Raw genomic sequence first — 24849 nt, forward strand, 5'->3', positions numbered from 1 at the left:
CTCCCGGCACCGGTGTCACACCGCGCCCGGCTCCTGCTTGCCCCGGCCCACCGGACCGCGCCCCGACAGCACCTCGCCGTAGGCCTGCATCAGGTCCGGGAGCCGCAGCGTCGACAGGTCCTCCCGGGTCAGCTCGCCCGGATACCCGGAGAGCCGCAGATCACGGTAGGCGCAGCTCTTCTCGTACAGCGTCCGAAGGAAGCGGCCGTTGCCCAGCTCGTCGATCCAGCCCTGGTCCACCACATGGCCGCTGATGGAACGCAGCTCGTCCACCGCCTCCTCGTCCCACACATCGTCGTTCTCGGCGGCCAGGACGCTCCCGATCGCGGTGAGTTCGAGCGGCCGGTAGCTGGGGAAGTCGACCCGGCTGGTGAAGCGGGAGGAGAGACCCGGGTTGGTGGCCAGCAGCCGGTCCATGCCCTCCGGGTAGCCCGCGAGGATGACGACGAGATGGTCCCGGTTGTCCTCGGCCCGCTTGAGGAGCACCTGAAGCGCCTCGTCGCCGTACGCGTCGCCCTTGCTGTAACCGGAGTTGGCCAGGCTGTACGCCTCGTCGACGAACAGCACCCCGCCGAGTGCCGAGTCTATCAGCTCATTGGCCTTCACCGCCGTCTGACCCAGGAACTCGCCCACCAGATCGGACCGTTGCGCCTCGACCAGATGGTCGCCGCCGAGCAGCCCGAGGGCGTAGAAGACCCGGCCCAGGATGCGCGCCACCGTGGTCTTGCCGGTGCCGGAGGGGCCGGAGAAGACGAAGTGGCGCTTCGGCGGCTGGACGGGCAGGCCCTGCTCGGCCCGCCGACGGGCCATGTTCAACTGCGCTGAGAGCGCCTTGACCTGCCGCTTCACCGGTTCGAGTCCGACCATGCGCTCCAGCTGCGCCAGCGCCTCGGCCAGCAGGGCGGGATCGCTGGGCCCGGCCGGGAAGGGCGGCGCCTTGCGGGTCCTGGTACGGCGGGCGCCCTCGACGGGCGCGGCCGGACCCGGCGCCGGCTCGTCGCCGAGCAGCCCCGCCTCGCCCACCGGCCAGGACTCGCGTCCGTCCACCAGATCGGTGCCGAGCAGCGCGTCGCCCTCCGGCTGCGCCTCCGCCCCCGGGGCCCCCGCGCCGAAGCCGGTCAGGGTCACCGCGGCCAGATCCGCCGACTCGTCGTACCCGTCGCCCTCCACGAGCGCGGCGAGCCGGGCGGAGGTGTCCATGAAGGCCGGGTCGACCCGGTGCACCGCCCGGTACAGCGGCAGCGCGGCCGCACTGCGCCCGGTGCCCTCGTGGGCCCGCGCCAGCCAGTAGCGCAGCTCCTTGCGCTGCGGCTGCTCGCTGCGGCAGCGCATCAGCGCGGCCGACAGCAGCGGCTCCGCCTGCCCGAACATCTCCAGCCGCACCCGCGCCATCCCGCCGAACAGACCCGCCTCGATGCCCAGCATCGGATCGTCGACGAGCTGCTCGGTGCAGCGCACCAACTGCTCCCAGTCCTTGACCAGATACGAGCGACAGGCGTGCAGGAACCGCACCTGCGGATCAGCGTCCACCGGCGGCAGACCGGCCAACGCCCGGTCCAGCTCCGGCACATGGCGTCCGTCCAGCCAGTGCGAGGCGTGCGCCAGCAGCAGATCGCGCGGGCTCTCCAGCACCGGCTGCACCCACCAGCCCAGCCAGTACCAGGAGTTGAGCGTACGTCGGTGGCGTGCACGCTGTTCGCCGAAGCGGTCGCGGTGCCGGTACATGCGTAACAGGGCCGTGGTGGTGTCGATGCGCAGCGCGTGGAGGCCGAGCCAGCCGTCCGCCATGCCGGGATCGAACCGCACCGCGGCTCTGAACTCCTCCTCGGCCTGCGGGTAGGCGCCCATCGTGTAGGCGTCCACGCCACGCAGCCAGGCGAGGTCGGCAGGGGCTCCAGCGCCCTGTGTGCCGATGTCCATCAGGTCCCCCACAAACCGTGCCCCCAGGATGTCCCGCCCGCACAGCATGCCCACCGGAGCGTGCTGAATCACGGCGTGGAGGAAGGGAATTGACCACACCGAGCTGCATCGTACCCGCGCACAGGGGATGGGGCCGCTCTCCGGCCGACCCTCAGGGGTGGTCACCGAGGGTGAGCGCATGGCTCTGCGTAGTCGCCGGAGCGGTGCGGGGAGCACAGAGCGAAGCCCCCGATCACGGGGGAACAACCGGGGGCTTCGCGCCTGCGGGGGCTCCGAAAAGCCGCACAATGAGAACGTAAGACCAGTAAGGCCCGCCGGTCAAGCGGAGTTGAGGCTCTTCTGAGCTGATTTCCGACTGCTCAGTATGGCGGGATCTCCTGGCTACCGTGGGTGACGATACGGCTCTCTCCCGCTGTCGCGCGGGGCCCCGGCAGCCACACGTACCCCTCCGGCACCTGGCGTACCAGAGTGTCGGCGTACGGACGTGACGGGTCTTCGGCGAAATGCCGCTCCTCGGCGAGCGTCCATCCGTCCCAGAACCCGGCGAGTCCGTCGCCGTCCCGGCGACGGCCACGCTCCCAGGACGTCTCCCGCTCCAGCTCCATCCAGCACAGCGCCGCCAGCCACGGCCGCACCTCCCGGCGTCCCGAGCCGACCCCCTCCACCAGCACCACCGGGGCCGGCTCCAGAGTCCGCGCCGGGTCGAAGCGGCGCTCCGTCCAGTCGTACGGGGCATAGCGGGCCCTCTCCCCGCGCGAGAGCGGCAGGACCACCTGCTCCAGCAGTCGCCCCGTCCAGCCGAACAGCTCCTCATGCGTGGCGAGATCGTCCAGATGGAGGACCGGCGCACCGCCCAGCGCCGCCGCGAGGCGGGCGGCGAAGGTGCTCTTGCCCGAACCGGCGTGCCCGTCGACCGCCACCAGCCGGACCGGTCCGCAGGAAGGGGGCAGTGAGCGCAGGTCATCGGCGTGGCGGGCCAGGTCGTCCATGGCTCCAGGGTACGTTCCGGCTCGGAGCCGCCCCGAGGTGCGCCGCGAACCACCGCAGGTCACGCCAGTGGTCCAGACCCATGTTGGTCCGGCGGCGGTTGCCGAACCGCTGGCCCGATCCGGCCCGGAACCGGGATAGTTGGCGCACCGAACGGCACCCGAAGACCACCTTCCGCATCCGACCGGGGGTCACGACCATGACCAGTCCGACTTCGCGCAGAACCGTTCTGACCGCCGCGCTCGCGGCGGCGGCAGGCGCCGGCACGGTGGCCTCCGCCACGTCCGCGACGGCCGCCGCGTCCTCGTCCTCCGCCCCGTCCTCGCCCGACGGCTCCGCCGCCCCGAAAGCCCTCGTGGACAACCGTTTCTGGCACACCTACACCGACTGGCGCTGCGGCACGGGCGACGGCACCCGGGTGCTTCCCGGCGCCCGCTCCGGCCTGGTGATCGCCACCCCGGCCGGCCGCACCGACTACACCGACCCGCACACCGGTACGACGGCCGCCTGGGACTACGCCACCTGGACCTCCCCCGTCCACCGCTCCGCCGTCCCCGCCACCGAGGTGATCGCCTCCTGGAACGCCCGTACCCCGGCCGGCACCTGGATCCAGGTCGAGCTGAGCGGCGCCTACGCGGACGGCACCGCCACCCCCTGGTTCGTGATGGGCCGCTGGGCGGCGGGCGACGGCGACATCCGCCGTACATCCGTCGACGACCAGGGCGACCCACACAGCTCCGTGTGGACGGACACCCTCTCGGTGGACGACCCGGCGAGCGGTGTACGCCTGGTCTCCTACCGGCTGCGGCTGACGCTGTACCGCACCCCGGGCAGCCGCCTCACCCCGACCGTCCGGCGGGTCGGCGCGATGGCCTCCGACGTGCCCGACCGCTTCACCGTGCCCGCGAGCACCCCCGCGCTCGCCCGCGAACTGCCCGTGCCCCGCTACTCGCAGAACATTCACATCGGGCAGTACCCCGAGTACGACAACGGCGGCGAGGCGTGGTGCAGCCCCACCTCCTCGCAGATGATCATCGAGTACTGGGGCCGGAAGCCCACCGCGGAGGACCTCGCCTGGGTCAAGCCCGGCCTGCCCGACCCCCAGGTCTGCCACGCCGCCCGCAACACCTACGACTACCAGTACGAGGGCTGCGGCAACTGGCCGTTCAACGCTGCCTACGCCGCCACGTACCGCGACATGAACGCCGCCGTCACCCGGCTCGGCTCGCTCACCGACGTGGAGCGGCTGATCCGCGCCGGAATCCCGGTCATCACCTCCCAGTCCTTCCTGAAGGAAGAGCTGACCGGCGCCGGATACGGCACGTCGGGCCACCTGATGACGGTCATCGGCTTCACCCCCGAGGGCGATGTCATCGCCAACGACCCGGCCTCGCCCGACAACGACGCGGTACGCCGGGTCTACCGCCGGCGCGAATGGGAGAACGTCTGGCTCCGCACCAAGCGCTACGACGCGAACGGCCAGGTCAGAAGCGGCACGGGCGGGGTGTGCTACGTCTACTGGCCGGCCCGGCCGACACCCTTCCAGCAGCGGGTCCTGCGGTCGCTCGGTCTGCTGTGAGCGGGCGCGGAGCCGCTTGAGCTCCGCGCGCGGCCGTGCGGAGAAGGAGAGTTGCCCGGGACGCTTCGGCATCCCGGGCAACGCGCGTTCCGGGCGCCGCGACCGCCACCTCCGGAGCACGGCCGTGACCGGCCGCCGTCACTTTCCGTGGAAACCCGCGAAGCGCTTTGTGGCGTGGCGCGGCCGTCCGCGTCAGGCCAGCGTCAAGGATCCCGGTAATCGTATGGAGCCCGTCAAAACGGCTTATCAGGGGGATGAAGCCGAGGTTTCCTTTTCTCGGCCACTGGGCCGACTTCCCTTCCCCACGTCAATCAGGAGCTCGCGATGGCCGATCTGGCCTTCGTCGTCACCACGGTCGCGGTATTCGCGCTGGTGGCTCTCATCACCCGGGGGGGGTGACCAAGCTGTGACCGCCGGACCGCCGAGAATGTCGTCGGACTCGTCGTGGCCGTCTCCCTGATCGGGTATCTCGTGCTGGCTCTCCTTTTCCCGGAGAGGTTCTGAGTGCTGCAATGAGTTCCCCGACCGCTGGTGTGCTCCAGCTGCTCGCCCTGATATCCGCTCTTGCGCTCGCCTATCGCCCGCTGGGCGATTACATGGCCAGGGTCTACTCCTCCGAGAAGCACTGCACGCCGGAGGAGTGGATAGACAAAGTCATCGGCGCCGATCCGGCCGCCGAAATGAGCTGGCCCGCCTATCTGCGCGGTGTGCTCGCCTTCTCGGCGGTGAGTGTTCTTCTCCTGTACCTGATGCAACGGGTACAGGGCTCGCTGCCCGGTTCGCTCGGCTTCTCCTCCATCGACCCGGACCAGGCGTTCAACACCGCCGCGTCCTTCGCCGCCCACACCACCGGCCGCCTCCTCGGTTTCATGGGCGAGCCCCGGGTGAACGTCCTGGAGCTGAACACCGCGCTCAGGAGCCTGCCCCGGGGCTGAGAGCGCACAGCCCGACGGCGAGGTGCGCGTCCCGGTCGCGTGCTCTCGGTGGTGGGACCCGCCCTGTGCCCGGGGGCCGCCGGCGGGGTGGGGCAGAGGCCGGCGCCCCACCCCGCCGCCGCGTCAGACGGTACGTCGTCGGCGTACCGCCCCCACCACCGCGTCGATCACCAGGAACCCGGCCAGCGTCACCCCCAGGACCGGCAGCGCCCAGCCCAGGGCGGCCACGGCCGGGATGCCCAGGACGAGGGCCGGCAGCGGAATCCGCCGCCACGCCCCGCGCTCCGGGGCCCTGCCGACCGGCGCGGACCGGTCGCCACGGGTGGGCCGCCGCTGCCACCACATGCGGTAGCCCCAGACGATCACCGCGGTCAGGCCGAGCGCCAGGAGCGCCAGCGCGATCTGGTTGACGACGCCGAACAGCACGCCCATGTGGCCCTGCACGCCCAGCTTGCTGAGCTTGTTCAGGGCCGGGTGGTCCGCCCAGCGGGTGCGCGAGGTGATCTCGCCGTTCGTGGTGTCCACGGCCACCCGGTCGTAGTGCACCGGCCAGGTGTTGTCGGTCTGCGCCACGACCCATGCGCTCGACGCGTCCGCCGGAGGCGTCACCTCCATGATCCCGCCGAGGCCCGCGCCCCGGGCCGCCGCCAGGGCCGCGTCGAAGTCCGCCGGGTCGGCATCGGCCGTCGTGCTGCCGGTACCGCCGTGCCCGGCGTGCTCCGAGTGGTCCTCGGCGGGGGCCTCGGTGCCGGGCAGCGCCGTGTCCAGGGCCGGGGCGTTGCCGTTGGCCGCGTCCAGCAGCCGCCCGAACCGTTCGCCGCCGTAGTTCGACCAGGTGAGGCCGGTGGCGCTCAGGAACAGCAGGCCCAGCGCCAGCCACACCCCGGTCGCCGCGTGCCAGCTCCGGGTCCGTCGTACCCCCTTGGCCGTACGGTCCGGAAGCAGCATGCCCCGGGCCGACTTCGCACGCCGGCCCCGGGCGCGCCCGAGCCACAGGACGAGGCCGCCCGCGACGGCCACCCACAGCCAGCTCGCGGCGACCTCGGAGTACAGGCGGCCGGTGTCGCCCAGGTGCAGGTTGCGGTGCAGGTCGTCGAGCCAGGTGGTGAGCGGCGTCGACCCGAACCAGGTCGTCAGCTCGCCCCGCACCTCGGCGGTGTACGGGTCGACGAAGACCGTGCGCTGGTTCTCGCCCAGCTCCGGCACCGCGAGCACCACCCGGGTGGTGTCCTCCGGGCCCGGCGGTGTGATCACCGATGCCAGGCTGCCCTCGGGGTACGCGGACCGCGCCGCGGCGATCTGCTCGGACAGCGGGCGTACCTCCTCGCCGACCCGATCGACCCGCAGCTGGTCGGCGTAGACGAGCCGGTCGAGCTGGGGCGTCAGGGTGTAGGCCAGCCCGGTCAGCGCGGCCACCAGCAGGAAGGGGGCGACGAGCACTCCGGCGTAGAAGTGCAGCCGGACCAGGAGATGCCGGACCTCCGCCCAGGAGCGGGCCGGTCGGGCCGGTCTTCCGGCCGGGGTGTCGGTCGGATCGTGGTCGTGTCGCGCTATGTGTTCGGTTCTGTTGGACATGGGTGCTCCTCGGAGGGCGGACGGTGGCGGACGCGCGCCCGACGCCTCCCGTACGCATGCCTGAGGGACGCCGGGTCACTTCCGGCGTCGACGGCTGGTGCGGGTGAGGTCAGGCGGGGGCCACCGAAGGCGGCCCACGTCGGGACCGGGAGCGGGCGAGAAGCGCCCCGAACCGGATCCGCGCCACCACCGGCGGCGCCGGGCGCGGCCGGGGCGGGCAGGGGAGCGAGGCGGCCCACCGGAGGACGACGAGCGGGGCGACCAGGGCCGCGAGGCGTCGCAGGACCCGCTCCCCGTACAGCACGCACAGGGCCGTTCCGAGCGTGGCCGCCGCATGGGCCCCGGTCATCCCGGCGTCCATGGCGTGCCCGCCGCCCGCGTCCGTACCGCCGCCCGCGGACGGCCCGGCCATGTGGTGCGCGTGGCCGGCCGGCATTCCGGCGTGCGGATCCCCGCCGGGGGCCGGGAAGAGGTGGAACGCGTTGTGCAGGGCGAACTGCGTCGCCCCGAGCACCGGCACCACGAGATCGAAGCGGCGCTTTCGGCCGCCCAGGAGCAGCGACCCCTGCACGGTCAGGGCGAGGAGCAGGAGACCGAGCACCCCCGCGCCGGGCAGACGTCCGCCCGCCGCGACGTGGCTCACCGCACCGAGCAGCAGGCATGCCGAACCGCAGAGCAGGCCCCTGGCCGCTCGCCTCGGCAGGCCGCCCGGTGCACGCATGGGCACAAGGTAGCCAGCCGCCCGGCGGGGCTCGGTGGCGGGCTCGGTACCGCGGTCTCTTCCCATGGGGCAGTAGTCGGCCCAGTGGCCGAAAAGGTTCCCGCGTATGTCCTGATTCTTTCCGCACGGGCCCTGGTCCGAGCATCGGCCCGGTCCCGGTGTGGCGTCGCCCACAGCGCGACCCGTCCGCGCCACCGGCCCCGGTGGCGTATTTCCGCACCGTGCGGGGGAGCGGGACGTCCGTGGACGCCCCGGCCGCACCGGGCCGTGACCGGAATCTCGTTCTGTACGGCCCGGGGCGCTGGCACTCTGGTCGGGTCACGGGGGATCCCACCCACGCCGTACGAACAGCGAGACGCCATGACCGCGACCACCGCCGCAGGAAACGCCCACCACGCCCGCCGCGCACGCACCGGCGGTCCCGAGGACGGCTCCAAGCTGATGGAGCACATCGCCGGCTGGGCCTTCGTGGTCGTGTTCGCGATGCTGGTCACCCAGATCGGTCTGCTGTGACGGCGCGAGCGCCGCGTACCTCCTGAGGCCTCGCGGGAGGCGACGCACGCGAAAGGGCGGGGCGCCCGCCCGGCGCCCCGCCCCGTGTCCAAGGCCCTAGTAGTGCTTGGTCATGTTGGTGCGGGGTCGGGCATGTCGCGGTGACAGGTGGGGCAGGCGCCGGTCCAGGTCGCGAGGAGTATCTGCAGCTCGCGGACGACTCGGTAGAGGCTCAGGCCGACGCCGTCTCTTTTGGGGATCGGGTCAGTCGCTGCAGGGTGCAGAAGGCGTGGGCGACCGAGACGAGGGTGACGTGGTGGTGCCAGCCTGGCCAGGTCCGGCCCTCGAAGTGGGCCAGGCCGAGGGCCTGTTTCATCTCGCGGTAGTCGTTCTCGATGCGCCAGCGGAGCTTCGCGGTGCGCACGAGGACGGGCAACGGGGTGGTCTCGGGCAGGTTGGAGAGCCAGAACTGCACGGGCTCGTCCTGGTCGGCGGGCCACTCCGCCAGCAGCCAGCGGACCGGAAGCTCGGCGGTGGTCGTGGCCTGGCGGATCTCGCGCCCGGCGGGCCTGATCCGCAGGGCAACGAAGCGGGAGTACATGCGTTTCACCCCGCTGCGGCCGCTGCCCGGCCGTGATCCCTCCCTCCACTGCACCGGCCGTGCGGAAGATTTGCCGGCCGCGATGACCAGGTCCTTCACCCGCTGTGCCGGCTCGGGATAGGCAGGGACCGGCCGCCGGCCCCTGCCGAGGTAGGTCGGGGTGGCCGGCCGTGCGTCCTCGGGTTGTGCGGTGGTTGTGGTCGAGATGCCCACCACGTAGTCGAGTCCGCGTGTCTCCAGGCCGAGCCGGAAGGCGGCGGTGTCCCCGTAGCCGCCGTCGGCGATGACCTGGGGCACTTCGATGCCCCAGGACCGCGTCTCGTCGATCATGTCGAGGGCCAGCTGCCACTTCTCGACATGGCCCACCTGGGCAGGGATGGCGCACTTGTCACGGCGGGCCACTTTGGCCGGATCGGCCTTGGGCGAGGAGGGATCCCAGCTCCCGGGCAGGAACAGACGCCAGTTCACCGCCGCCGAGGCACCGTTGGAAGCCAGGTGCAGCGAGACTCCGGCCTGGCAGTTGGTGACCTTGCCCGCCGTGCCGGTGTATTGCCGGGTCACGCACGCCGACGCGTCCCCGTCCTTGAGGAAGCCGGTGTCATCGATGACCAGCGCGGTGGGTTTGATGACCGGCTGCATCCGCCAGGCCAGCCGGGCCCGGACATGCGCCGCATCCCACGGGCTGGAGGTGACGAAGTGCGCCAGAGCCTGCCGGTTACCCTCCTCGCCCAGGCGGGCGGCCATCGGCTCCACCTACTTACGCCCGCCGTCCAGCAGCAGACCCCGCAGATAGACCCCGCCCCACCGGCGCTGATCCGCCCGCGCGAACGGCTCGAACATCTCCGCCGCGAAGTCCTCCAGATCACACCGGACCGCAGCCAACTCCTCACTCAGCACACACGATCAACGACACGACCGATCAAGAAGACACGCCATCACAAACGACACATGACCAAGCCCTACTAGTCGATCGCCTTGATCAGCTCGCCGTTCCCGGTGTCACCGCTCAGCTCCCAGAAGAACGTGCCGCCGAGGCCCTGCTCGTTCTTGTAGGTCATCTTGGTGCCGATGGTCTCCGGGGTGTCGTAGCTCCACCAGTTGTTCCCGCAGTGGGCGTACGCCGTGCCCGCGACCTTGCCCGTGGCCGGGCAGCTGTCCTTGAGGACCTTGTAGTCCTCGATGCCCGCCTCGTAGGTGCCCGGCGCGGCGCCCGTCGCGCTGCCTCCCGGCTCGGACTGTGTGACGCCGGTCCAGCCGCGGCCGTAGAAGCCGATGCCCAGCAGCAGCTTCTCCGACGGGATGCCCAGCGACTTCAGCTTGGAGATCGCGGCGTCCGAGTTGAAGCCCTCCGACGGGATGCCCGGGTAGGACGTCAGCGGGGAGTGCGGGGCCGTCGGGCCCTGCGCCGCGAAGGCGCCGAAGAAGTCGTAGGTCATCGGCAGGTACCAGTCGAGGTGCTTCGCCGCACCCGCGTAGTCCACCGCGTCGATCTTGCCGCCGTCGGAGCCGTCCGCCGTGATCGCCGAGGTGATCAGGTTGTCGTTCCCGAAGGCCTTGCGCAGTTCGCCCAGCAGGTTGCCGTAGGCGTCGCGGCCGCTGGTGTCACAGGTGAGGCCGCAGGCGTTGGGGTACTCCCAGTCGATGTCGATGCCGTCGAAGACATCGGCCCAGCGGGGGTCCTCCACCAGGTCGTAGCAGGACTTCGCGAACGCGGCCGGGTTCTGCGCGGCCTCACCGAAGCCGCCGGACCAGCTCCAGCCGCCGAAGGACCAGAGGACCTTCAGATCGGGGTGGAGCTCCTTGAGCTTGCGCAACTGGTTGAAGTTGCCGCGCAGTTCCTGGTCCCAGGTGTCCGCGACCCCGTCGACCGACTCCTCGGCGGTGTAGGCCTTCTCGTAGTCGGCGTAGGAGTCGCCGATCTGGCACTTGCCGCCGGTCACGTTCCCGAAGGCGTAGTTGATGTGGGTCAGCTTGTCCGCGGAACCCGACGTCACGATGTTCTTGACGTGGTAATTGCGGTCGTACGTACCCCAGTTGGTGAAGTATCCGATCACCTTGTCGCCCGCCGCCGTGGGGGCGGCCTCGGCGGCGGCAGGCTGTGCGGCGGGGGCCGCGCCGGCCGGGGACATACCGGCGACGCCGAGCAGGGTGGCGCCGAGGGCCGCCGTACAGGCGGCCGCGGCGAGCGCCCGGAGCCGGGCGCGGGGGCGGTGCAGCTTGAGCATCGTGGCTCCTCGTGGGGGAGGGCTGGTGCGTGGGGGGTGCCGGCCGAACACCGGGCGACTGCACCCGGTTTGACATGAACGCGTTAGGCGTTCGGTGGAACCGTAGAAGGACTAGACCAGTTGGGTCAATGGTTCGGACCAATTCATTGATCTCCCGGCGGCCCTCCAGGCCGTCCGACCTGCCCGTTGCCCCGTGACGGGAGACATCCGATCGGGCATACTCAACCCGCCACAGCCGATGACCGCGCCACCCGTGACCCGGGAGGGCAGGATCGGCGGGGCAGTCTGTTTTTCCCGGGTCACTTCCGGGAGATCACCCGGCGGCGCCTCTCACACCCCGAGCGCGCGACCGTCGCAACGCCCGACAGGGAGGAGAGCGCCGTCATGTCCGACCGTGCCCCGCAGCCGGTGGAACGCCGTCTGCCCACCGAGGAGTCCCGGCAGCTCGTCGCGCTCGTCCGCGACATCGTGTCGAAGGAGATCGCTCCCCGGGCGGCCGAGCAGGAGGAAGCCGGCGTCTTCCCGCGCGAGGTCTTCACCCTGCTGTCCGAGTCCGGACTCCTGGGACTCCCGTACGACTCCGCCCACGGCGGCGGTGACCAGCCCTACGAGGTCTACCTCCAGGTCCTGGAAGAACTGGCCGCCGCCCGGCTCACCGTCGGGCTCGGCGTCAGCGTCCACTCCCTCGCCTGCCACGCCCTCGCCGGATACGGCACCGACGAGCAGCGCGCCGCGCACCTCCCGGCGATGCTCACCGGCGGCCTGCTGGGCGCCTACTGCCTCTCCGAGCCCGCCTCCGGATCCGACGCCGCCTCGCTGCGCACCAAGGCCGTACGGGACGGGGACGACTGGGTCATCACCGGGACCAAGGCCTGGATCACCCACGGCGGCGTCGCAGACTTCTGCACCGTGCTCGCCCGTACCGGCGTCGAGGGCCCCCGCGGCATCACGGCCTTCCTCGTCCCCGGCGACGCCGAGGGCCTGAACGCGGCGCTCCCCGAGAAGAAGATGGGGATGAAGGGCTCGCCCACGGCCCAGCTCCACTTCGACGGCGTACGGGTCGGCGACGACCGGCGCATCGGCGAGGAGGGCCAGGGCTTCGCCATCGCCCTGTCCGCGCTCGACTCCGGGCGCCTCGGCATCGCCGCGTGTGCCGTCGGGGTCGCCCAGGCGGCCCTGGACGAGGCCGTCCGGTACGCCACGGACCGGCACCAGTTCGGCCGCCCCATCGCGGACTTCCAGGGGCTGCGGTTCATGCTCGCCGACATGGCCACCCAGATCGAGGCCGGCCGCGCTCTCTATCTGGAGGCTGCCCGGCTGCGCGACGCGGGGGAGCCCTTCTCCCGGCAGGCCGCCATGGCGAAGCTGTTCTGCACGGACGCGGCCATGCGGGTGACCACCGACGCCGTACAGGTGCTCGGCGGCTACGGCTACACGCTCGACTTCCCGGTCGAGCGGCTGATGCGCGAGGCGAAGGTGCTCCAGATCGTGGAGGGCACCAATCAGATCCAGCGCATGGTCATCGCCCGCCACCTCGCGGGTCCCGAGACGCGCTGAACCGCAAGGGCGCCTCGGACCACGGGGGCAGTGCCGCGGCCTGGGTCCACTCCGGGTCGCGGCGCCCCGGCACGGTCCGGCCCGAGCTCTCCCACTGTGTGAGCAGCGCGCTGTAGATCGGCGGGTCGACGGGGGAGGCCATGGGGGAGGCTCCGGTGGACCGGGGCAGCGGCTGTGCGGGCGCACTCGGCTGCGGAACCGATTCTTCGGGGGCGGGTGCGGCCAGCCGGCGGCGACCCGAACCGACTGGTGAATGCAGCGTGGTCATACGGGGCCAACGCGGCAGGAAGGGCCGGGGTCACTGCCCCGCCGATTCGAGCGCCCGTTCGCGGGGGCCCGTACCCCGCGCCGGTGACCGGGACGCGGAACCGCGGGCACCACGGCGGCCGGGCCGTCGTGGTGCTGGGCGTCGCGTACGGCGTACGGGTCAGGCGGCCTCGCGCCGCACCCGCAGCGGACGGGAGCCGGGTCCTCCGGCGTGCGAGAAGGGCTGCATCCGCCAGTCGAGCCCCTGGGGGAGTGTCAGCAGCAGCCCGGTCTCCTGTTCCTGGAGCTCCAGCGTCTCGTCCGCGGGCGGGGCGTCGCCCGCACCGCGCCCGGTTCCGGAGCAGACCGTGAGGACGAACGGGTTCCACGGCGTGGGGCACCGGGCGTGCTCCGGCAGGACGTCCTCGTCGGCCAGCAGCGCGATGGGCTGGGCGCAGTCCGGGCAGATCACCCGGACCATCTCGAACATGTCGTACGCGTCGGCGGTACCGTCGTCGTCCGGATCGACAGGCTCCGGTTCGGTACGTCCGGTGAGCTTCAGGCTCTGCATGGGAATTCCCCCCTCGGGTGGGCCGACAAGGCGCCACGGCCTCGACCACAGCAAGCACTTCCCGTCGCGCATGGCCGATAACCGCGAGGCGGCCCGCTACCGACCCACAAACCTGTGGCATTCGTCACATGCCGCCCGCAGGTGCCGTTCCGTGACCCGCGCGACTGTGCCGAGGGGCGCCCTGGGCCATAGGTTGATCCGCATGGAGGAGCTGGACCGTCAGATCGTTGAGTTGCTCGTCAAGGACGGGCGGATGAGCTACACCGACCTGGGCAAGGCCACGGGCCTGTCCACCTCGGCGGTTCATCAGCGCGTCCGCCGGTTGGAGCAGCGCGGGGTGATCCGCGGCTATGCCGCGGTCGTCGACCCCGAGGCCGTCGGGCTGCCCCTCACCGCGTTCATCTCGGTGAAGCCGTTCGACCCGAGCGCACCCGACGACATCGCCGACCGGCTCGCCGGGGTGCCCGAACTGGAGGCCTGCCACAGCGTCGCCGGTGACGAGAACTACATCCTCAAGGTGCGGGTCGCGACCCCGCTGGAGCTGGAACACCTGCTCACCCGGATCCGTACGCTCGCCGGCGTGTCCACCCGGACCACCGTCGTCCTCTCCACCCCGTACGAGGCCCGGCCCCCGCGCATCTGACCCTCCGGAACCCGGGGGCTGACCCTCCGGAACCCCGGGGCCGGGCCCAGGACCCCGCGGATCCGGGCCCCGGCCCGTTCCCCCGGGAGGGGGCCGCGGTCCGGGCCGGCGCCGCCAGGCGCGAGACTGGTCCCATGAGCCAGAGCACCGCCCCCCAGAGCGCCCCCGAACACCGCACCGTGCTGTTGCGCGGCGGAGACGTCCACAGCCCTGCCGACCCGTTCGCCACCGCGATGGTCGTCGAACGCGGGCATGTCGCCTGGGTGGGGTCCGAGGGTGCCGCCGACGCCTTCGCGAGCGGCGTCGACGAGGTGGTCGACCTCGAAGGCGCCCTGGTCACCCCGGCGTTCACCGACGCGCATGTGCACACCACCGCCACCGGCCTGGCCCTGACGGGGCTCGACCTCTCCGGCGCCCGCACCCTCGCCGAGGCCCTCGGCCTCGTCCGTGCGTTCGCGAACCGGCACGCCGCCGGGGACGTCCTGCTCGGACACGGCTGGGACGCCGCCCGCTGGCCCGAGCGGCGCCACCCCTCACGCGCCGAGCTCGACGAGGCGGCCGACGGCCGCGCCCTGTATCTGCCGCGGATCGACGTGCACTCCGCGGTCGTCACGACGGCCCTGCTGGACCTCGTCCCCGGCGTCACCGCGATGGCCGGATATCACCCGGACGCGCCGCTGACCGGCGACGCCCACCACGCCGTACGGGCCGCCGCCCACGGCGCGCTGTCCGCCGCCCAGCGGACCGCCGCCCAGCGCGCCGCCCTCGACCACGCGGCCTCGCTCGGCATCGGCAGCGTGCACGAGTGCGGCGGGCCCGAGATCTCCGACGAGGAGGACTTCACCGGCCTCCTGGCGCTGGCCGCCGAACGGCCGGGGCCGCGCGTCTTCGGCCTCTGGGCCGAGGAGATCGCGAACGAGAAGGACGCCCGGCGCATCCGCGAACTCGGCGCGATCGGCGCCGCCGGCGACCTCTTCGTCGACGGCTCCCTCGGCTCGCACACCGCCTGTCTGCACGAGCCCTACGCGGACGACCCGCACACCGGCACCGCCCACCTGGACGCTGCCCGGATCGCCGCCCATGTCACCGCCTGCACCGAGGCGGGCCTCCAGGCGGGCTTCCACGCCATCGGCGACGCCGCGGTCACCGCCGTCGTGGACGGGATCAGGGCCGCCGCCGCGACGCTCGGCCTCGACCGGATCCGGGCCGCCCGCCACCGCGTCGAACACGCCGAGATGCTCACCCCCGAGACCATCGCCGCCTTCGCCGAACTGGGCCTCACCGCCTCCGTCCAGCCCGCCTTCGACGCCGCCTGGGGCGGCCCGGAGGGGATGTACGCCGAGCGCCTGGGCGCGGAGCGGGCCGCTGGCCTCAACCCGTACGCGGCACTGCTGCGCGCCGGGGTGCCGCTCGCCTTCGGCTCCGACAGCCCGGTCACCCCGCTCGACCCCTGGGGCACCGTCCGGGCCGCCGCACACCACCGCACCCCGGAGCACCGCGTCTCGGTCCGTGCCGGGTTCACCGCCCACACCCGGGGCGGCTGGCGGGCCGTCGGCCGCGACGACGCGGGCCTCCTGGTGCCCGGCGCCCCGGCCGACTACGCCGTCTGGCGCACCGCCGAACTCCTGGTCCAGGCCCCCGACGACCGGGTCGCCCGCTGGTCCACCGACCCCCGGTCCGGCACGCCGGGACTGCCGGACCTGACGCCCGGCGCCGACCTTCCCGTCTGCCTGCGGACGGTGGTCCTCGGACAAACTGTCTACGTGCGACCGAACGAGTGACGTCGGGACATTTCGTACCGCCGATCGATGGCCCGATGGCTGGGCCACGGCCTGTGGCCCTTCGGCACTGACCAGGCAATTTCGGAAGAAGTCGCAGGTCGCACGGCTGTTGACAGAACGCGCCCACAGGCCGGTAGGTTCGGCCGGGTCCACCACAGGACGTCCGACCGGTTGAACCTCCACGCAGTCGTCGAACGCCGCTGGGTCATGAGGTGGTGTGCCGCACCGGCGCACCACCACTGACAGCCAGGTTCAGCGCCCGCGCCTCGGGGGCGAGGGAAGGTTGCAGCCGGACGGAGGGTGGGATCCGGGTGGGGCCCGGACGTTCAGTAGACAACGGCTTTCGGTCGACCCGCAGCCAGCGGGTCCCAGGTCGGCCCGAAGGGCGCCGGGCCCCGATCCGAAGTTCCGACGTGGGGGCGCGCTCCGCCGGCCGCCGTGCTGGATATGGTGTCCCCCTGTGTACGGACTCTAAGGGGCAGTAGTGAACGACGGCGGTCAGAGGCAGTTCGGCCCGCTCGGCAAGGTTCTGGTGATCATTCCGACCTACAACGAGGTCGAGAACATCGGGCCGATCGTCGACCGGGTGCGCGCCGCCGTCCCGGATGCCGACATCCTGGTGGCCGACGACAACAGCCCCGACGGCACCGGCAAGGCGGCCGACGAGATCGCCGCGGCCGACGGCCAGGTGCACGTCCTGCACCGCAAGGGCAAGGAAGGGCTCGGCGCCGCCTATCTCGCGGGCTTCGCCTGGGGCTCCGAGCACGGCTACGGCGTGCTCGTCGAGATGGACGCCGACGGCTCCCACCAGCCCGAGGAGCTGCCCCGGCTGCTCACCGCGCTCAAGGGCGCGGACCTGGTCCTCGGTTCCCGCTGGGTGCCGGGCGGCCGCGTGGTCAACTGGCCCAAGAGCCGCGAGGTGATCTCGCGCGGCGGCAGCCTCTACTCCCGGCTCGCCCTCGGCCTCTCCGTCCGCGACGTCACCGGCGGCTACCGCGCCTTCCGCACCGAGACCCTCGACGGCCTCGGACTGGGCGAGGTCGCCTCGCAGGGCTACTGCTTCCAGGTGGACCTCGCCCGCCGCGCGGTCGAGGCGGGCTACCACGTGGTCGAGGTCCCCATCACCTTCGTCGACCGGGAGATCGGCGACTCGAAGATGAGCCGGGACATCCTCGTCGAGGCGCTCTGGCGGGTCACCGGCTGGGGCATCACCTCCCGCGCGAACAAGGTCATGGGCCGCAAGACCCTCTGACCGTCCCGGGGGCCCGCTGTCCGGTCCCCACTTCATGATCACCCCCTTACGCCGCTTGCACGCCGTTACGGGCACACTGGGGGCATGACGACCGGCACTCCGCCCCCGACCCGTCCCCGGCGCTCGCGCGCCCGTAGATTCCTGCCGCTGGCCCTGGCCGCCTGGCTGGTCCTGGAGATCTGGCTGCTGACCCTGGTCGCCTCGGCCGCGGGCGGCCTCGCCGTCCTGCTGATCCTGGTGGCCGGCGCCGTGCTCGGCGCCGTGGTCGTCAAGAGCGCCGGCCGGCGTGCGTTCAAGAACCTCACCGAGACGCTCCAGCAGATGCCGGGACAGCCCGGCGCCCCCGCCACCCCGCCGGCAGCTCCCGCGGGCGGCAAGGGCTCCCGGGGCAACGGGCTGCTGATGCTGGGCGGGCTGCTGCTCGCGATCCCGGGCCTGATCTCGGACGCGGCCGGGCTGATCCTGCTGGTGCCGCCGGTACGCACCATGATCAGCCGTTACGCGGAGCGCTCGCTGGAACGCCGGATGCGGGCCGCGCCGCCGGGCAGCCTCTCGGACGCCTTCCAGCAGGCCAGGATGCACAGGCCGGACGGAAAGGTCGTCCAGGGCGAGGTCATCCGCGAGGACGGCTCCCAGGCGCCCTCCGGGCCCGACGACGACCCGCAGGACCGTCGCCCGCCGCTCACCCCGTGAGCTGATGGGCCTGAGGGCCTGTGAGGGAGAAGGCATGGCAAGAGCCGCGGGCCGTGACACAGGTGCTGTGTCACGGCCCGCGGCTCTCGGTGCTGTACTGCGGTGTTACGTGATGCTGTGCGGTGCTACGCGGTCAGGCAGACTTCCTGCTGTCCCGCGGGTGCACGGCGATGTTCATGGCTCCGGAGCGCAGAACCGCCAGCCTCTCGGCCAGCACCTCCTCCAGCTCCTCGCGGGTGCGCCGCTCCATGAGCATGTCCCAGTGCGTGCGCGCAGGCTTGCCCTTCTTCTCTTCGGGGCCGTCCCCGTCCACCAGGAGTGCCTGGGCGCCGCACGCCTTGCACTCCCACTCCGGCGGAATTTCCGCCTCTACCGAGAACGGCATCTCGAATCGATGTCCGTTCTGGCATGCGTACTCCACCGCCTGGCGCGGGGCCAGATCGATGCCGCGGTCCGTCTCGTAGCTGGTAACCACAAGTCGCGTGCCGCGGAGAGCTCGCTCACTCATGAATCGTGCCTCCCGGGCTTGTCGCCCACAGGACAAAATGTCGCTGTCGTCGTCATCCGGTCAACGTCCGGTCGGCGGCAAAGATTCCCGTTGCCGGTCATGCGTCGCCCGTCGTGCCGCTGCTTTATCTGGGTTGAGTACCCGCACATGCCCGGTTTGTCACCTCTGGTGGATGTTGTCACCCAACGGTTGAACCGCTTCCACTCGCAGTAACGGTCCTCCGGGCAGGCCAAAGACGTATACTACCGGCCTTTGACTTCAACGTCTAAATTCGCTCCGGCACCGGGTTGCCCGCGGCCTCGATCGCGCGCCTCACCGGGACCCGAGCGAGCAGCACCGCGCCGAGGGCGAAGAACACGATCAGCGAGATGATCGCCTCCCGGTAGCTGCCGGTCAGCTGGTAGGCCAGACCGAACACCAGGGGCCCCAGCCAGCTCAGTCCCCGGTCGCTCATCTCGTACGCGGAGAAGTACTCCGCCTCCTTGCCGCGCGGCACCAGATGCGAGAACAGCGACCGCGACAGGGCCTGACTGCCGCCCAGCACCAGGCCGATCGCCGCCGCCAGGACGAAGAAGAACACCGGCGCGTCGGGCGGCAGCAGATAGGCGGAGCCCAGGATCAGGGTCCAGACGGCCAGCGACCCCAGAATCGTGCGCTTGGCGCCGTGCGTCCGGGCCAGCCGCCCCATGCCGAGCGCCCCCGCCACCGCCAGGATCTGGACCAGCAGCACGGCGACGATCAGCGTCGTCTGGTCCAGGCCCAGCTCCTCGGAGCCGTACAGCGAGGCCTGCGAGATCACCGTCTGGATCCCGTCGTTGTAGACGAGATAGGCGAGCAGGAAGGAGAGCGTCAGCGGGTGGCGCCGCATGTCGCGCAGGGTCGCCCGCAGCTGCTTCCACCCGGACCCGACCGTTCCCTCGCCGCCGGGCTCCACCCGGCGGTCGCGCAGCCGGCGCAGCGGTACGAGAGTGAACGCGCCCCACCACACACCGGCCGAGGCGAGGCAGATCCGCACCGCGTCGGACTCCGAGAGCCCGAAGGACTCGTGACCGGTGTACAGGATCAGATTGAGGACCAGGACGAGGGCGCCCGAGGTGTAGCCGAAGGCCCAGCCGCGCGAGGAGACCGCGTCGCGCTCCTCCGGCCCGGCGATCTGCGGCAGATAGGCGTTGTACAGCACCATCGACACGGAGATCGAGGCGTTGGCCACGATCAGCAGGAACGCGCCCAGCACATAGCGGTGGCCGTCCAGGAAGAACATCCCGGCCGTCGCCGCCGCCCCCGTGTAGGCGGCCGCCGCCAGCAGCGGCTTCTTGCGCCCCGTACGGTCCGCCGCCGCGCCCACGATCGGCATCAGGATCACGGCCACCACGATGGAGGCCGATACGGAGTACGCGAACAGCGAGCCCGCGCGCACGGGTATGCCCAGCGGGTGCACGAACCCGTCGGGATCGGCCGCCGCCTTGGCCACCGACGTCAGATACGGACCGAGGAAGACGGTCAGCACGCTGGTGGAGTAGACGGAGCAGGCGAAGTCGTAGAAGTACCAGCCGTGCTGCTCGCGCCTGCGGGCGGCAGCCGTTCTGTCGCCCGGCGGCTGTCCGGACGGTTCGGCCTTGCCTTCGGTGCCGGTGCTCATCCCGCGCCCCCTCGGTCGTCCCCTGTGGACGCGGACGGACCGGGCGTCAGGACCATGTCCCGCGCTCGCTCAGCACCGTACGCAGCGTCTCGATGTGATCGGTCATGATGCCATCCACACCGAGGTCCAGGAGAGCCGTCATCCGCTCCGGTTCGTTCACCGTCCAGACGTGCACCTGGAGCCCCAGCGCGTGCGCCGTGCGGACGAAGCGGGCGTCCACCACCGGAATGCCGCCCTGCCGCTCCGGAACCTGCGCGCAGACCGCGCCCGCGCGCAGCGCCGCCGGGATCCCGTACGAACGCAGGCGCAGCGCCAGGACGCCGCGCACCCCGTACGACGTGGCCAGCCGGGGCCCCGCCAGGCGGTGGGCGCGGGCCACCCGGGCCTCCGAGAACGAGCCGACGCAGACCCGGTCCCAGGCGTCGGTGCGGCGGATCAGGCCGAGCAGCGGCTCCAGCGCCGATGCGGCCTTCAGATCCACGTTCCAGCGGGCTTCGGGAAACTCCTCCAGCAGCTCCTCGAAGAGCGGGAGCGGCTCGCTGCCCCCGACCCGGGCCCGGCTCACCTCGCTCCAGGGCAGCTCGGCGATCCGGCCCCGGGCGTCGGTGACCCGGTCCAGCGTCGCGTCGTGGAAGGCGACCAGCCGGCCGTCCGCCGTGGTGTGCACATCGGTCTCGAAGTAGCGGTAGCCCGCGTCCGACGCCCGGCGGAAGGCGGTCACGGTGTTCTCCACGCCGTCCGCCGCCCCGCCACGATGGGCGAAGGCGATCGGCGCCGGATGGTTCAGATAGGGGTGGCTCGGTTTCACTGCGGCAGTATGGCCTGCCCGGATGCCGGGGCGGCAACGGGGCCGGAACCGGCGGGCGGCGCTGCGGTGGCCGGTCCGTCGGAGGCCGGGGCGGCCTCGGCGGGTGCGGGCAGCGCGAACATCCGCAGGAAGAACTGGGCCAGCGGGCCGATGGCCAGGGCGTACAGCACCGTGCCCGCGCCCAGTGAGCCGCCCAGGGCGAAGCCCGTGGCGACGACGGCCACCTCGATCGCCGTGCGGACCAGCCGGATCGAACGGCCGGTGATGTGGTTCAGCCCGGTCATCAGCCCGTCCCGCGGGCCGGGTCCGAACCGGGCCGCGATGTACAGCCCGGTCGCCACACCGTTGAGCACGATGCCCAGGACCATCACCGGGATCCGGAGTCCGAGGCTCTCCAGGTCGCCGACCAGGGCGAGCGTCCCGTCCATCGCCAGCCCGACCACGAAGACGTTGGAGACCGTGCCGAGCCCCGGCCGCTGGCGCAGCGGGATCCACAGCAGCAGCACGACCGCGCCGATGATGATGGAGACGACGCCGATCGAGATCCCGGTCAGCTCCGCGAGGCCCTGATGCAGCACGCCCCACGGCTCCAGGCCGAGCTCGGCCCGCACCAGGAGCGCGGAGCTGGCCCCGTACAGCGTCAGTCCGACATACAGCTGGACCAGCCGCCGGGTGAGATGAGTGGTGCTCCGGCCGGTGGTCCTGGCCACGTTGTGCCCCCTGATGTAGTGGTGGTGGACTGCTTCGTGTCACTCTGTGGCAGGGGACAGGCCACCAACTATGGCCAATTCGCGGAAGGTGGACTGATTTTCATGGCGCAGTGGACATCAACGGTAGGCGCGGCACAGCTCGCCCGCCAGCTCCGCTCCCAGCAGGCCAGGCCCACCGGCCCCGGCGGCCGCAAGCCGCCCGCCTACCGCGCGCTCGCCGACGGTGTACGACTGCTCGTCCTGGAGGGCCGGGTCCCGGTCGCCGCCCGGCTCCCCGCCGAACGCGAACTGGCCCTCGCCCTGTCTGTCAGCCGGACGACCGTCGCGGCCGCCTACGAGGCGCTGCGCGCCGAAGGCTTCCTGGAGTCGCGGCGCGGCGCGGGCAGCTGGACCGCCGTCCCGGCCGGCAACCCGCTGCCCGCCCGCGGCCTCGAACCGCTGCCGCCGGAGTCGCTCGGCTCGATGATCGACCTGGGCTGCGCGGCGCTGCCCGCGCCCGAGCCCTGGCTGACCCGTGCCGTCCAGGGGGCGCTGGAGGAACTGCCGCCGTACGCCCACACCCACGGCGACTACCCGGCCGGACTGCCCGCACTGCGCCAGATGATCGCCGACCGCTACACCGCGCTCGGCGTTCCGACCATGCCCGAGCAGATCATGGTCACCACCGGCGCGATGGGCGCCATCGACGCGATCTGTCACCTCTTCGCGGGCCGCGGCGAACGGATCGCGGTGGAATCGCCCAGCTACGCCAACATCCTCCAGCTGATGCGCGAGACGGGCGCCCGCCTGGTCCCGGTCGCGATGGAGGAGGGGCTCGGCGGCTGGGACATGAACCGCTGGCGCCAGGTGCTGCGGGACGCCGCCCCCCGGCTCGCCTACGTGGTCGCCGACTTCCACAACCCCACCGGTGCGCTTGCCGACGAGCAGCAGCGCCGGGACCTGGTGGAGGCGGCCCGGTCCGCCGGCACGGTCCTGGTCGTCGACGAGACCATGAACGAACTCCGCCTGGACACCGATATCGACATGCCGCGCCGGGTCTGCGCCTTCGACCCGGCTGGCAGCACGGTCCTGACCGTCGGCTCGGCCAGCAAGGCCTTCTGGGCCGGCATGCGCATCGGCTGGGTGCGTGCCGCCCCGGACGTCATCCGCAGCCTGGTCGCCGCCCGCGCCTACGCCGACATGGGCACCCCCGTCCTGGAACAGCTCGCGATCAACTGGCTCATGGGCACGGGCGGCTGGGAACAGGCCGTCGAGGTCCGGCGGAGCCAGGCGCGGGAGAACCGGGACGCGCTGGTCGCGGCGGTGCGCCGGGAGCTGCCGGACTGGGAGTTCGCCGTGCCGCGCGGCGGTCTGACGCTGTGGGTGCGCACCGGCGGCCTCTCCGGGTCGCGGCTGGCCGTGGCGGGCGAACGCGTGGGCGTCCGGGTGCCCTCGGGACCCCGCTTCGGGGTCGACGGAGCCTTCGAGGGATACGTACGGCTGCCGTTCACGGTGAGCGGCCCGGTCGCCGACGAAGCGGCCGTACGCCTGGCGGCCGCGGTGGACCTGGTGCGTTCCGGGGCGGGCGTCGGGGCGGACACCCCGCGCAGCTTCGTGGCCTGAGAGCTCGCGGGGAGCCCTTCCGGGAATCCTTGCGTACGGGAACGGCGGCGGGCGGGGAGCAGACCACCGGGTCCGCTCCCCGCCCGCCGTGCTGTTCCGCTCCGCCCGGCTCAGCTCTCGGCGCCCGCCGGCTGTGCCTTCGCCAGCGGCTCGGACGGCCTGGCCTCGGCGACCATCGCCTCCACCGGCACCGCCTCGACGGGCCAGGCCGCGGTGTCCACCGCCACGGGGACCTGCTCCGTCGCGGGGCCCTCCTCGGCGTGCTCCCGCGCGGGCGCCGCCTCCATCGAGGAGTGCCGGTCGGGCAGGAGGCCGAGGACCGCCTGCCGGTGCGCGTCGCTCGTGGCGTCGTCGTACGGATCCGGGGTGGCGGGCACCTGGAGCCGCAGGACCGGGCCCGCGCCCAGGCGGACGTAGCCGCGGCCCGCGGGCACCTCGGACGGCGGTGTGGTGTGCGGTTCGACGCCCAGCACGGCTTCGATCTGCTCACGGGAGGCCGGTCCGAGGACGGCGCGGGCGCGGGTGTGGGTCCGCACGGTCTCCGTGAGGGTGTCCAGCGCGTCGAACTGTTCCGCCAGCACGACCGTGACCTGGGCCGCCCGGCCGTGCCGCAGCGGGATCCGGAGCAGTTCCTGCGGGTCGGGCCGGCCGTCGGCCGCCGCGAGATGGCCCAGCACGCCGGGCCGGTCCAGCAGGATCCACAGCGGCCGCCGGATGTCGTCCGGCACCGGGTGACCGTTCTGCCGGGCCCGGTTGGCGGTGATCAGCCGGCGCTCCGTCTCGTGCGCCGCCCACTCCAGCGTGGCCAGCGCCCCGCCGAGGCCGGACTCCACGGCGAGGACGCCGGTGCGCCCGGCGAGGGCGCCGTACTCACCGGTCCCGCCGCCGTCGACGACGATGACGTCGCCGTTCTGGAGGGCCTGGAGGGCGATCGAGCGGATCAGGGTCGTGGTGCCGCCGCCGGGGTGTCCGACGGCGAGCAGATGCGGTTCGGTGGAGCGGCCGCCGGTCCGCCAGACCACCGGCGAGGCGTCCACGGTCGTGTCGCCGTCGCGCACGGGGACGGTGCGCGAGACGGCGTCCGGGTCGGTGAAGCCGAGGACCGTCTCGCCGGGGGCGGTGACGAAGCGCTGGGCGGCGATCGTCGTGGGAAGCGCGTCCAGCACGGTCATGACGAGGCGGTTGGCCTCCTCGTCCCAGCCGAAGTGGTACTCGCGGCCCCGGCCTGACTTGGTGTGGAGCAGCTGCTCGATCCGGGAGCGGGCGGCGGCCTCGCCGTCCGTGAAGTACGCGGGGTAGGAGACCTGGAGCCGGGTGAGCCGGCCGTCGTCGTCGAAGACGTACCCGTCGAAGGCCTTCGCCCAGTCGCCGCCGTGGGCGAACAGCGGATCGGGGTCGTCGGACGTCGAGAAGTACGGCACGAGCGCCTCGTACAGCGACCGCAGACGCGCGGTCTCCGTCTCGTCGGGCCCGGTCCGCACGGGGGTCCGCTCCCGCCCCTTCCACGCGGCAGCGCCCATCACCGTGATCAGGGCCAGGATCGGCCCGTAGGGGACGAGCGCCACCACCAGCACGCAGGCCGCGCCGAGGAACAGCTTGGGACCACGCCGTTCCTTGGGGGTCGCGACCCACTTCTGCCGGCCGGACACGGCCAGCAGCCGCAGCCCGCGGACCACCGTGATCAGCGGGTGGAGAACATCGGTGGCACTGTCGGCGGCCGTGCGCGCGATCTCTCTGCTGCGAGTGATCGAAGCGCTGCCGCTGCTCAGAATGCGGGGGAGTGGTCGCCGGGCCACATCGGTCT

19 protein-coding genes and 4 pseudogenes are annotated in these 24849 nt (G+C 72.3%); 11 read left to right on the forward strand and 12 right to left on the reverse strand.

Annotated features, from left to right (window positions below; translation table 11 throughout):
* Nucleotides 1-15: 15 nt before the first annotated feature.
* The gene (locus AC0VY3_RS13470) at nt 16-1920 is read right to left on the reverse strand and encodes an AAA family ATPase (RefSeq protein WP_475549670.1); all 1905 of its coding nucleotides are present in this window, start codon (nt 1918-1920) and stop codon (nt 16-18) included.
* A 359-nt stretch (nt 1921-2279) separates the two neighbouring features.
* Nucleotides 2280-2909: a uridine kinase family protein gene (locus tag AC0VY3_RS13475; protein WP_103510320.1), complete on the reverse strand. Its 630-nt coding sequence runs from the start codon at nt 2907-2909 to the stop codon at nt 2280-2282.
* A 197-nt stretch (nt 2910-3106) separates the two neighbouring features.
* Between AC0VY3_RS13475 and AC0VY3_RS13480 the strand changes: the two genes are divergently transcribed.
* The 4 genes and pseudogenes from AC0VY3_RS13480 to AC0VY3_RS13495 form a co-directional block, all read left to right on the forward strand.
* The gene (locus AC0VY3_RS13480) at nt 3107-4486 is read left to right on the forward strand and encodes a peptidase C39 family protein (RefSeq protein ID WP_103510343.1); all 1380 of its coding nucleotides are present in this window, start codon (nt 3107-3109) and stop codon (nt 4484-4486) included.
* Nucleotides 4487-4903: 417 nt separating this feature from the next.
* Nucleotides 4904-4990, forward strand: a pseudogene (gene kdpF, locus AC0VY3_RS13485) (K(+)-transporting ATPase subunit F); the annotation flags it as partial.
* Nucleotides 4991-4998: 8 nt separating this feature from the next.
* A pseudogene (locus AC0VY3_RS13490) lies at nt 4999-5334 on the forward strand (potassium-transporting ATPase subunit KdpA); the annotation flags it as partial.
* Nucleotides 5335-5421, forward strand: a pseudogene (locus AC0VY3_RS13495) (potassium-transporting ATPase subunit C); the annotation flags it as partial.
* 123 nt (nt 5422-5544) lie between these two features.
* Here AC0VY3_RS13495 and AC0VY3_RS13500 read toward each other — a convergent pair.
* Entirely contained in the window at nt 5545-6996 is a 1452-nt protein-coding gene (locus AC0VY3_RS13500) for a PepSY-associated TM helix domain-containing protein (protein WP_103510321.1), read from the reverse strand.
* A 109-nt stretch (nt 6997-7105) separates the two neighbouring features.
* The gene (locus AC0VY3_RS13505) at nt 7106-7597 is read right to left on the reverse strand and encodes a hypothetical protein (protein ID WP_103510345.1); all 492 of its coding nucleotides are present in this window, start codon (nt 7595-7597) and stop codon (nt 7106-7108) included.
* Nucleotides 7598-8077: 480 nt separating this feature from the next.
* Between AC0VY3_RS13505 and AC0VY3_RS13510 the strand changes: the two genes are divergently transcribed.
* A complete protein-coding gene (locus AC0VY3_RS13510; protein ID WP_103510322.1) occupies nt 8078-8230 on the forward strand; it encodes an SCO1431 family membrane protein in 153 nt (50 codons plus the stop codon).
* A 211-nt stretch (nt 8231-8441) separates the two neighbouring features.
* Here the strand turns inward: AC0VY3_RS13510 and AC0VY3_RS13515 are convergent.
* Nucleotides 8442-9650: pseudogene (locus AC0VY3_RS13515) on the reverse strand (IS701 family transposase).
* Nucleotides 9651-9772: 122 nt separating this feature from the next.
* The gene (locus AC0VY3_RS13520; protein ID WP_242737166.1) at nt 9773-11035 is read right to left on the reverse strand and encodes a glycoside hydrolase family 18 protein; all 1263 of its coding nucleotides are present in this window, start codon (nt 11033-11035) and stop codon (nt 9773-9775) included.
* Nucleotides 11036-11419: 384 nt separating this feature from the next.
* Between AC0VY3_RS13520 and AC0VY3_RS13525 the strand changes: the two genes are divergently transcribed.
* Nucleotides 11420-12592, forward strand: coding sequence for an acyl-CoA dehydrogenase family protein (locus AC0VY3_RS13525; RefSeq protein ID WP_103510323.1), 1173 nt, complete (start codon nt 11420-11422; stop codon nt 12590-12592).
* 427 nt (nt 12593-13019) lie between these two features.
* On the opposite strand, the gene AC0VY3_RS13530 is transcribed toward AC0VY3_RS13525, so the two are convergent.
* On the reverse strand, nt 13020-13409 hold the full coding sequence (locus tag AC0VY3_RS13530; protein ID WP_103510325.1) for a hypothetical protein: 390 nt from the start codon (nt 13407-13409) through the stop codon (nt 13020-13022).
* Between the two features lie 202 nt (nt 13410-13611).
* On the opposite strand from AC0VY3_RS13530, the gene AC0VY3_RS13535 reads away from it, so the two are divergent.
* The 4 genes from AC0VY3_RS13535 to fxsA all read left to right on the forward strand — a co-directional run bounded on the left by AC0VY3_RS13535 (nt 13612) and on the right by fxsA (nt 17778).
* Nucleotides 13612-14052, forward strand: coding sequence for an Lrp/AsnC family transcriptional regulator (locus AC0VY3_RS13535; RefSeq protein ID WP_103510326.1), 441 nt, complete (start codon nt 13612-13614; stop codon nt 14050-14052).
* Between the two features lie 134 nt (nt 14053-14186).
* Nucleotides 14187-15833, forward strand: a complete 1647-nt coding sequence (locus AC0VY3_RS13540) for an amidohydrolase (RefSeq protein ID WP_103510327.1) — start codon at nt 14187-14189, stop codon at nt 15831-15833.
* Nucleotides 15834-16317: 484 nt separating this feature from the next.
* On the forward strand, nt 16318-17085 hold the full coding sequence (locus AC0VY3_RS13545) for a polyprenol monophosphomannose synthase (protein WP_103510328.1): 768 nt from the start codon (nt 16318-16320) through the stop codon (nt 17083-17085).
* 84 nt (nt 17086-17169) lie between these two features.
* On the forward strand, nt 17170-17778 hold the full coding sequence (gene fxsA, locus AC0VY3_RS13550; RefSeq protein WP_103510329.1) for an FxsA family membrane protein: 609 nt from the start codon (nt 17170-17172) through the stop codon (nt 17776-17778).
* A gap of 133 nt (nt 17779-17911) precedes the next feature.
* On the opposite strand, the gene AC0VY3_RS13555 is transcribed toward fxsA, so the two are convergent.
* The 4 genes from AC0VY3_RS13555 to yczE form a co-directional block, all read right to left on the reverse strand.
* Nucleotides 17912-18286, reverse strand: coding sequence for an RNA polymerase-binding protein RbpA (locus AC0VY3_RS13555; protein WP_003959706.1), 375 nt, complete (start codon nt 18284-18286; stop codon nt 17912-17914).
* A gap of 265 nt (nt 18287-18551) precedes the next feature.
* The gene (locus AC0VY3_RS13560) at nt 18552-19925 is read right to left on the reverse strand and encodes an MFS transporter (protein WP_103510330.1); all 1374 of its coding nucleotides are present in this window, start codon (nt 19923-19925) and stop codon (nt 18552-18554) included.
* Nucleotides 19926-19971: 46 nt separating this feature from the next.
* Nucleotides 19972-20733, reverse strand: coding sequence for a glycerophosphodiester phosphodiesterase family protein (locus tag AC0VY3_RS13565; protein WP_103510331.1), 762 nt, complete (start codon nt 20731-20733; stop codon nt 19972-19974).
* Nucleotides 20730-21443 (reverse strand): membrane protein YczE, encoded by a 714-nt coding sequence (yczE, locus tag AC0VY3_RS13570; RefSeq protein WP_103510332.1) that lies wholly within the window; start codon nt 21441-21443, stop codon nt 20730-20732. Before yczE ends, AC0VY3_RS13565 begins: the two co-directional genes overlap by 4 nt.
* A 102-nt stretch (nt 21444-21545) precedes the next feature.
* Between yczE and AC0VY3_RS13575 the strand changes: the two genes are divergently transcribed.
* Nucleotides 21546-23045, forward strand: coding sequence for an SCO1417 family PLP biosynthesis transcription factor (locus tag AC0VY3_RS13575; protein WP_103510333.1), 1500 nt, complete (start codon nt 21546-21548; stop codon nt 23043-23045).
* Between the two features lie 110 nt (nt 23046-23155).
* On the opposite strand, the gene AC0VY3_RS13580 is transcribed toward AC0VY3_RS13575, so the two are convergent.
* Nucleotides 23156-24841: a hypothetical protein gene (locus AC0VY3_RS13580; RefSeq protein WP_103510334.1), complete on the reverse strand. Its 1686-nt coding sequence runs from the start codon at nt 24839-24841 to the stop codon at nt 23156-23158.
* Nucleotides 24842-24849 lie beyond the last annotated feature (8 nt).

Source organism: Streptomyces sp. iso_384 (assembly GCF_056172905.1).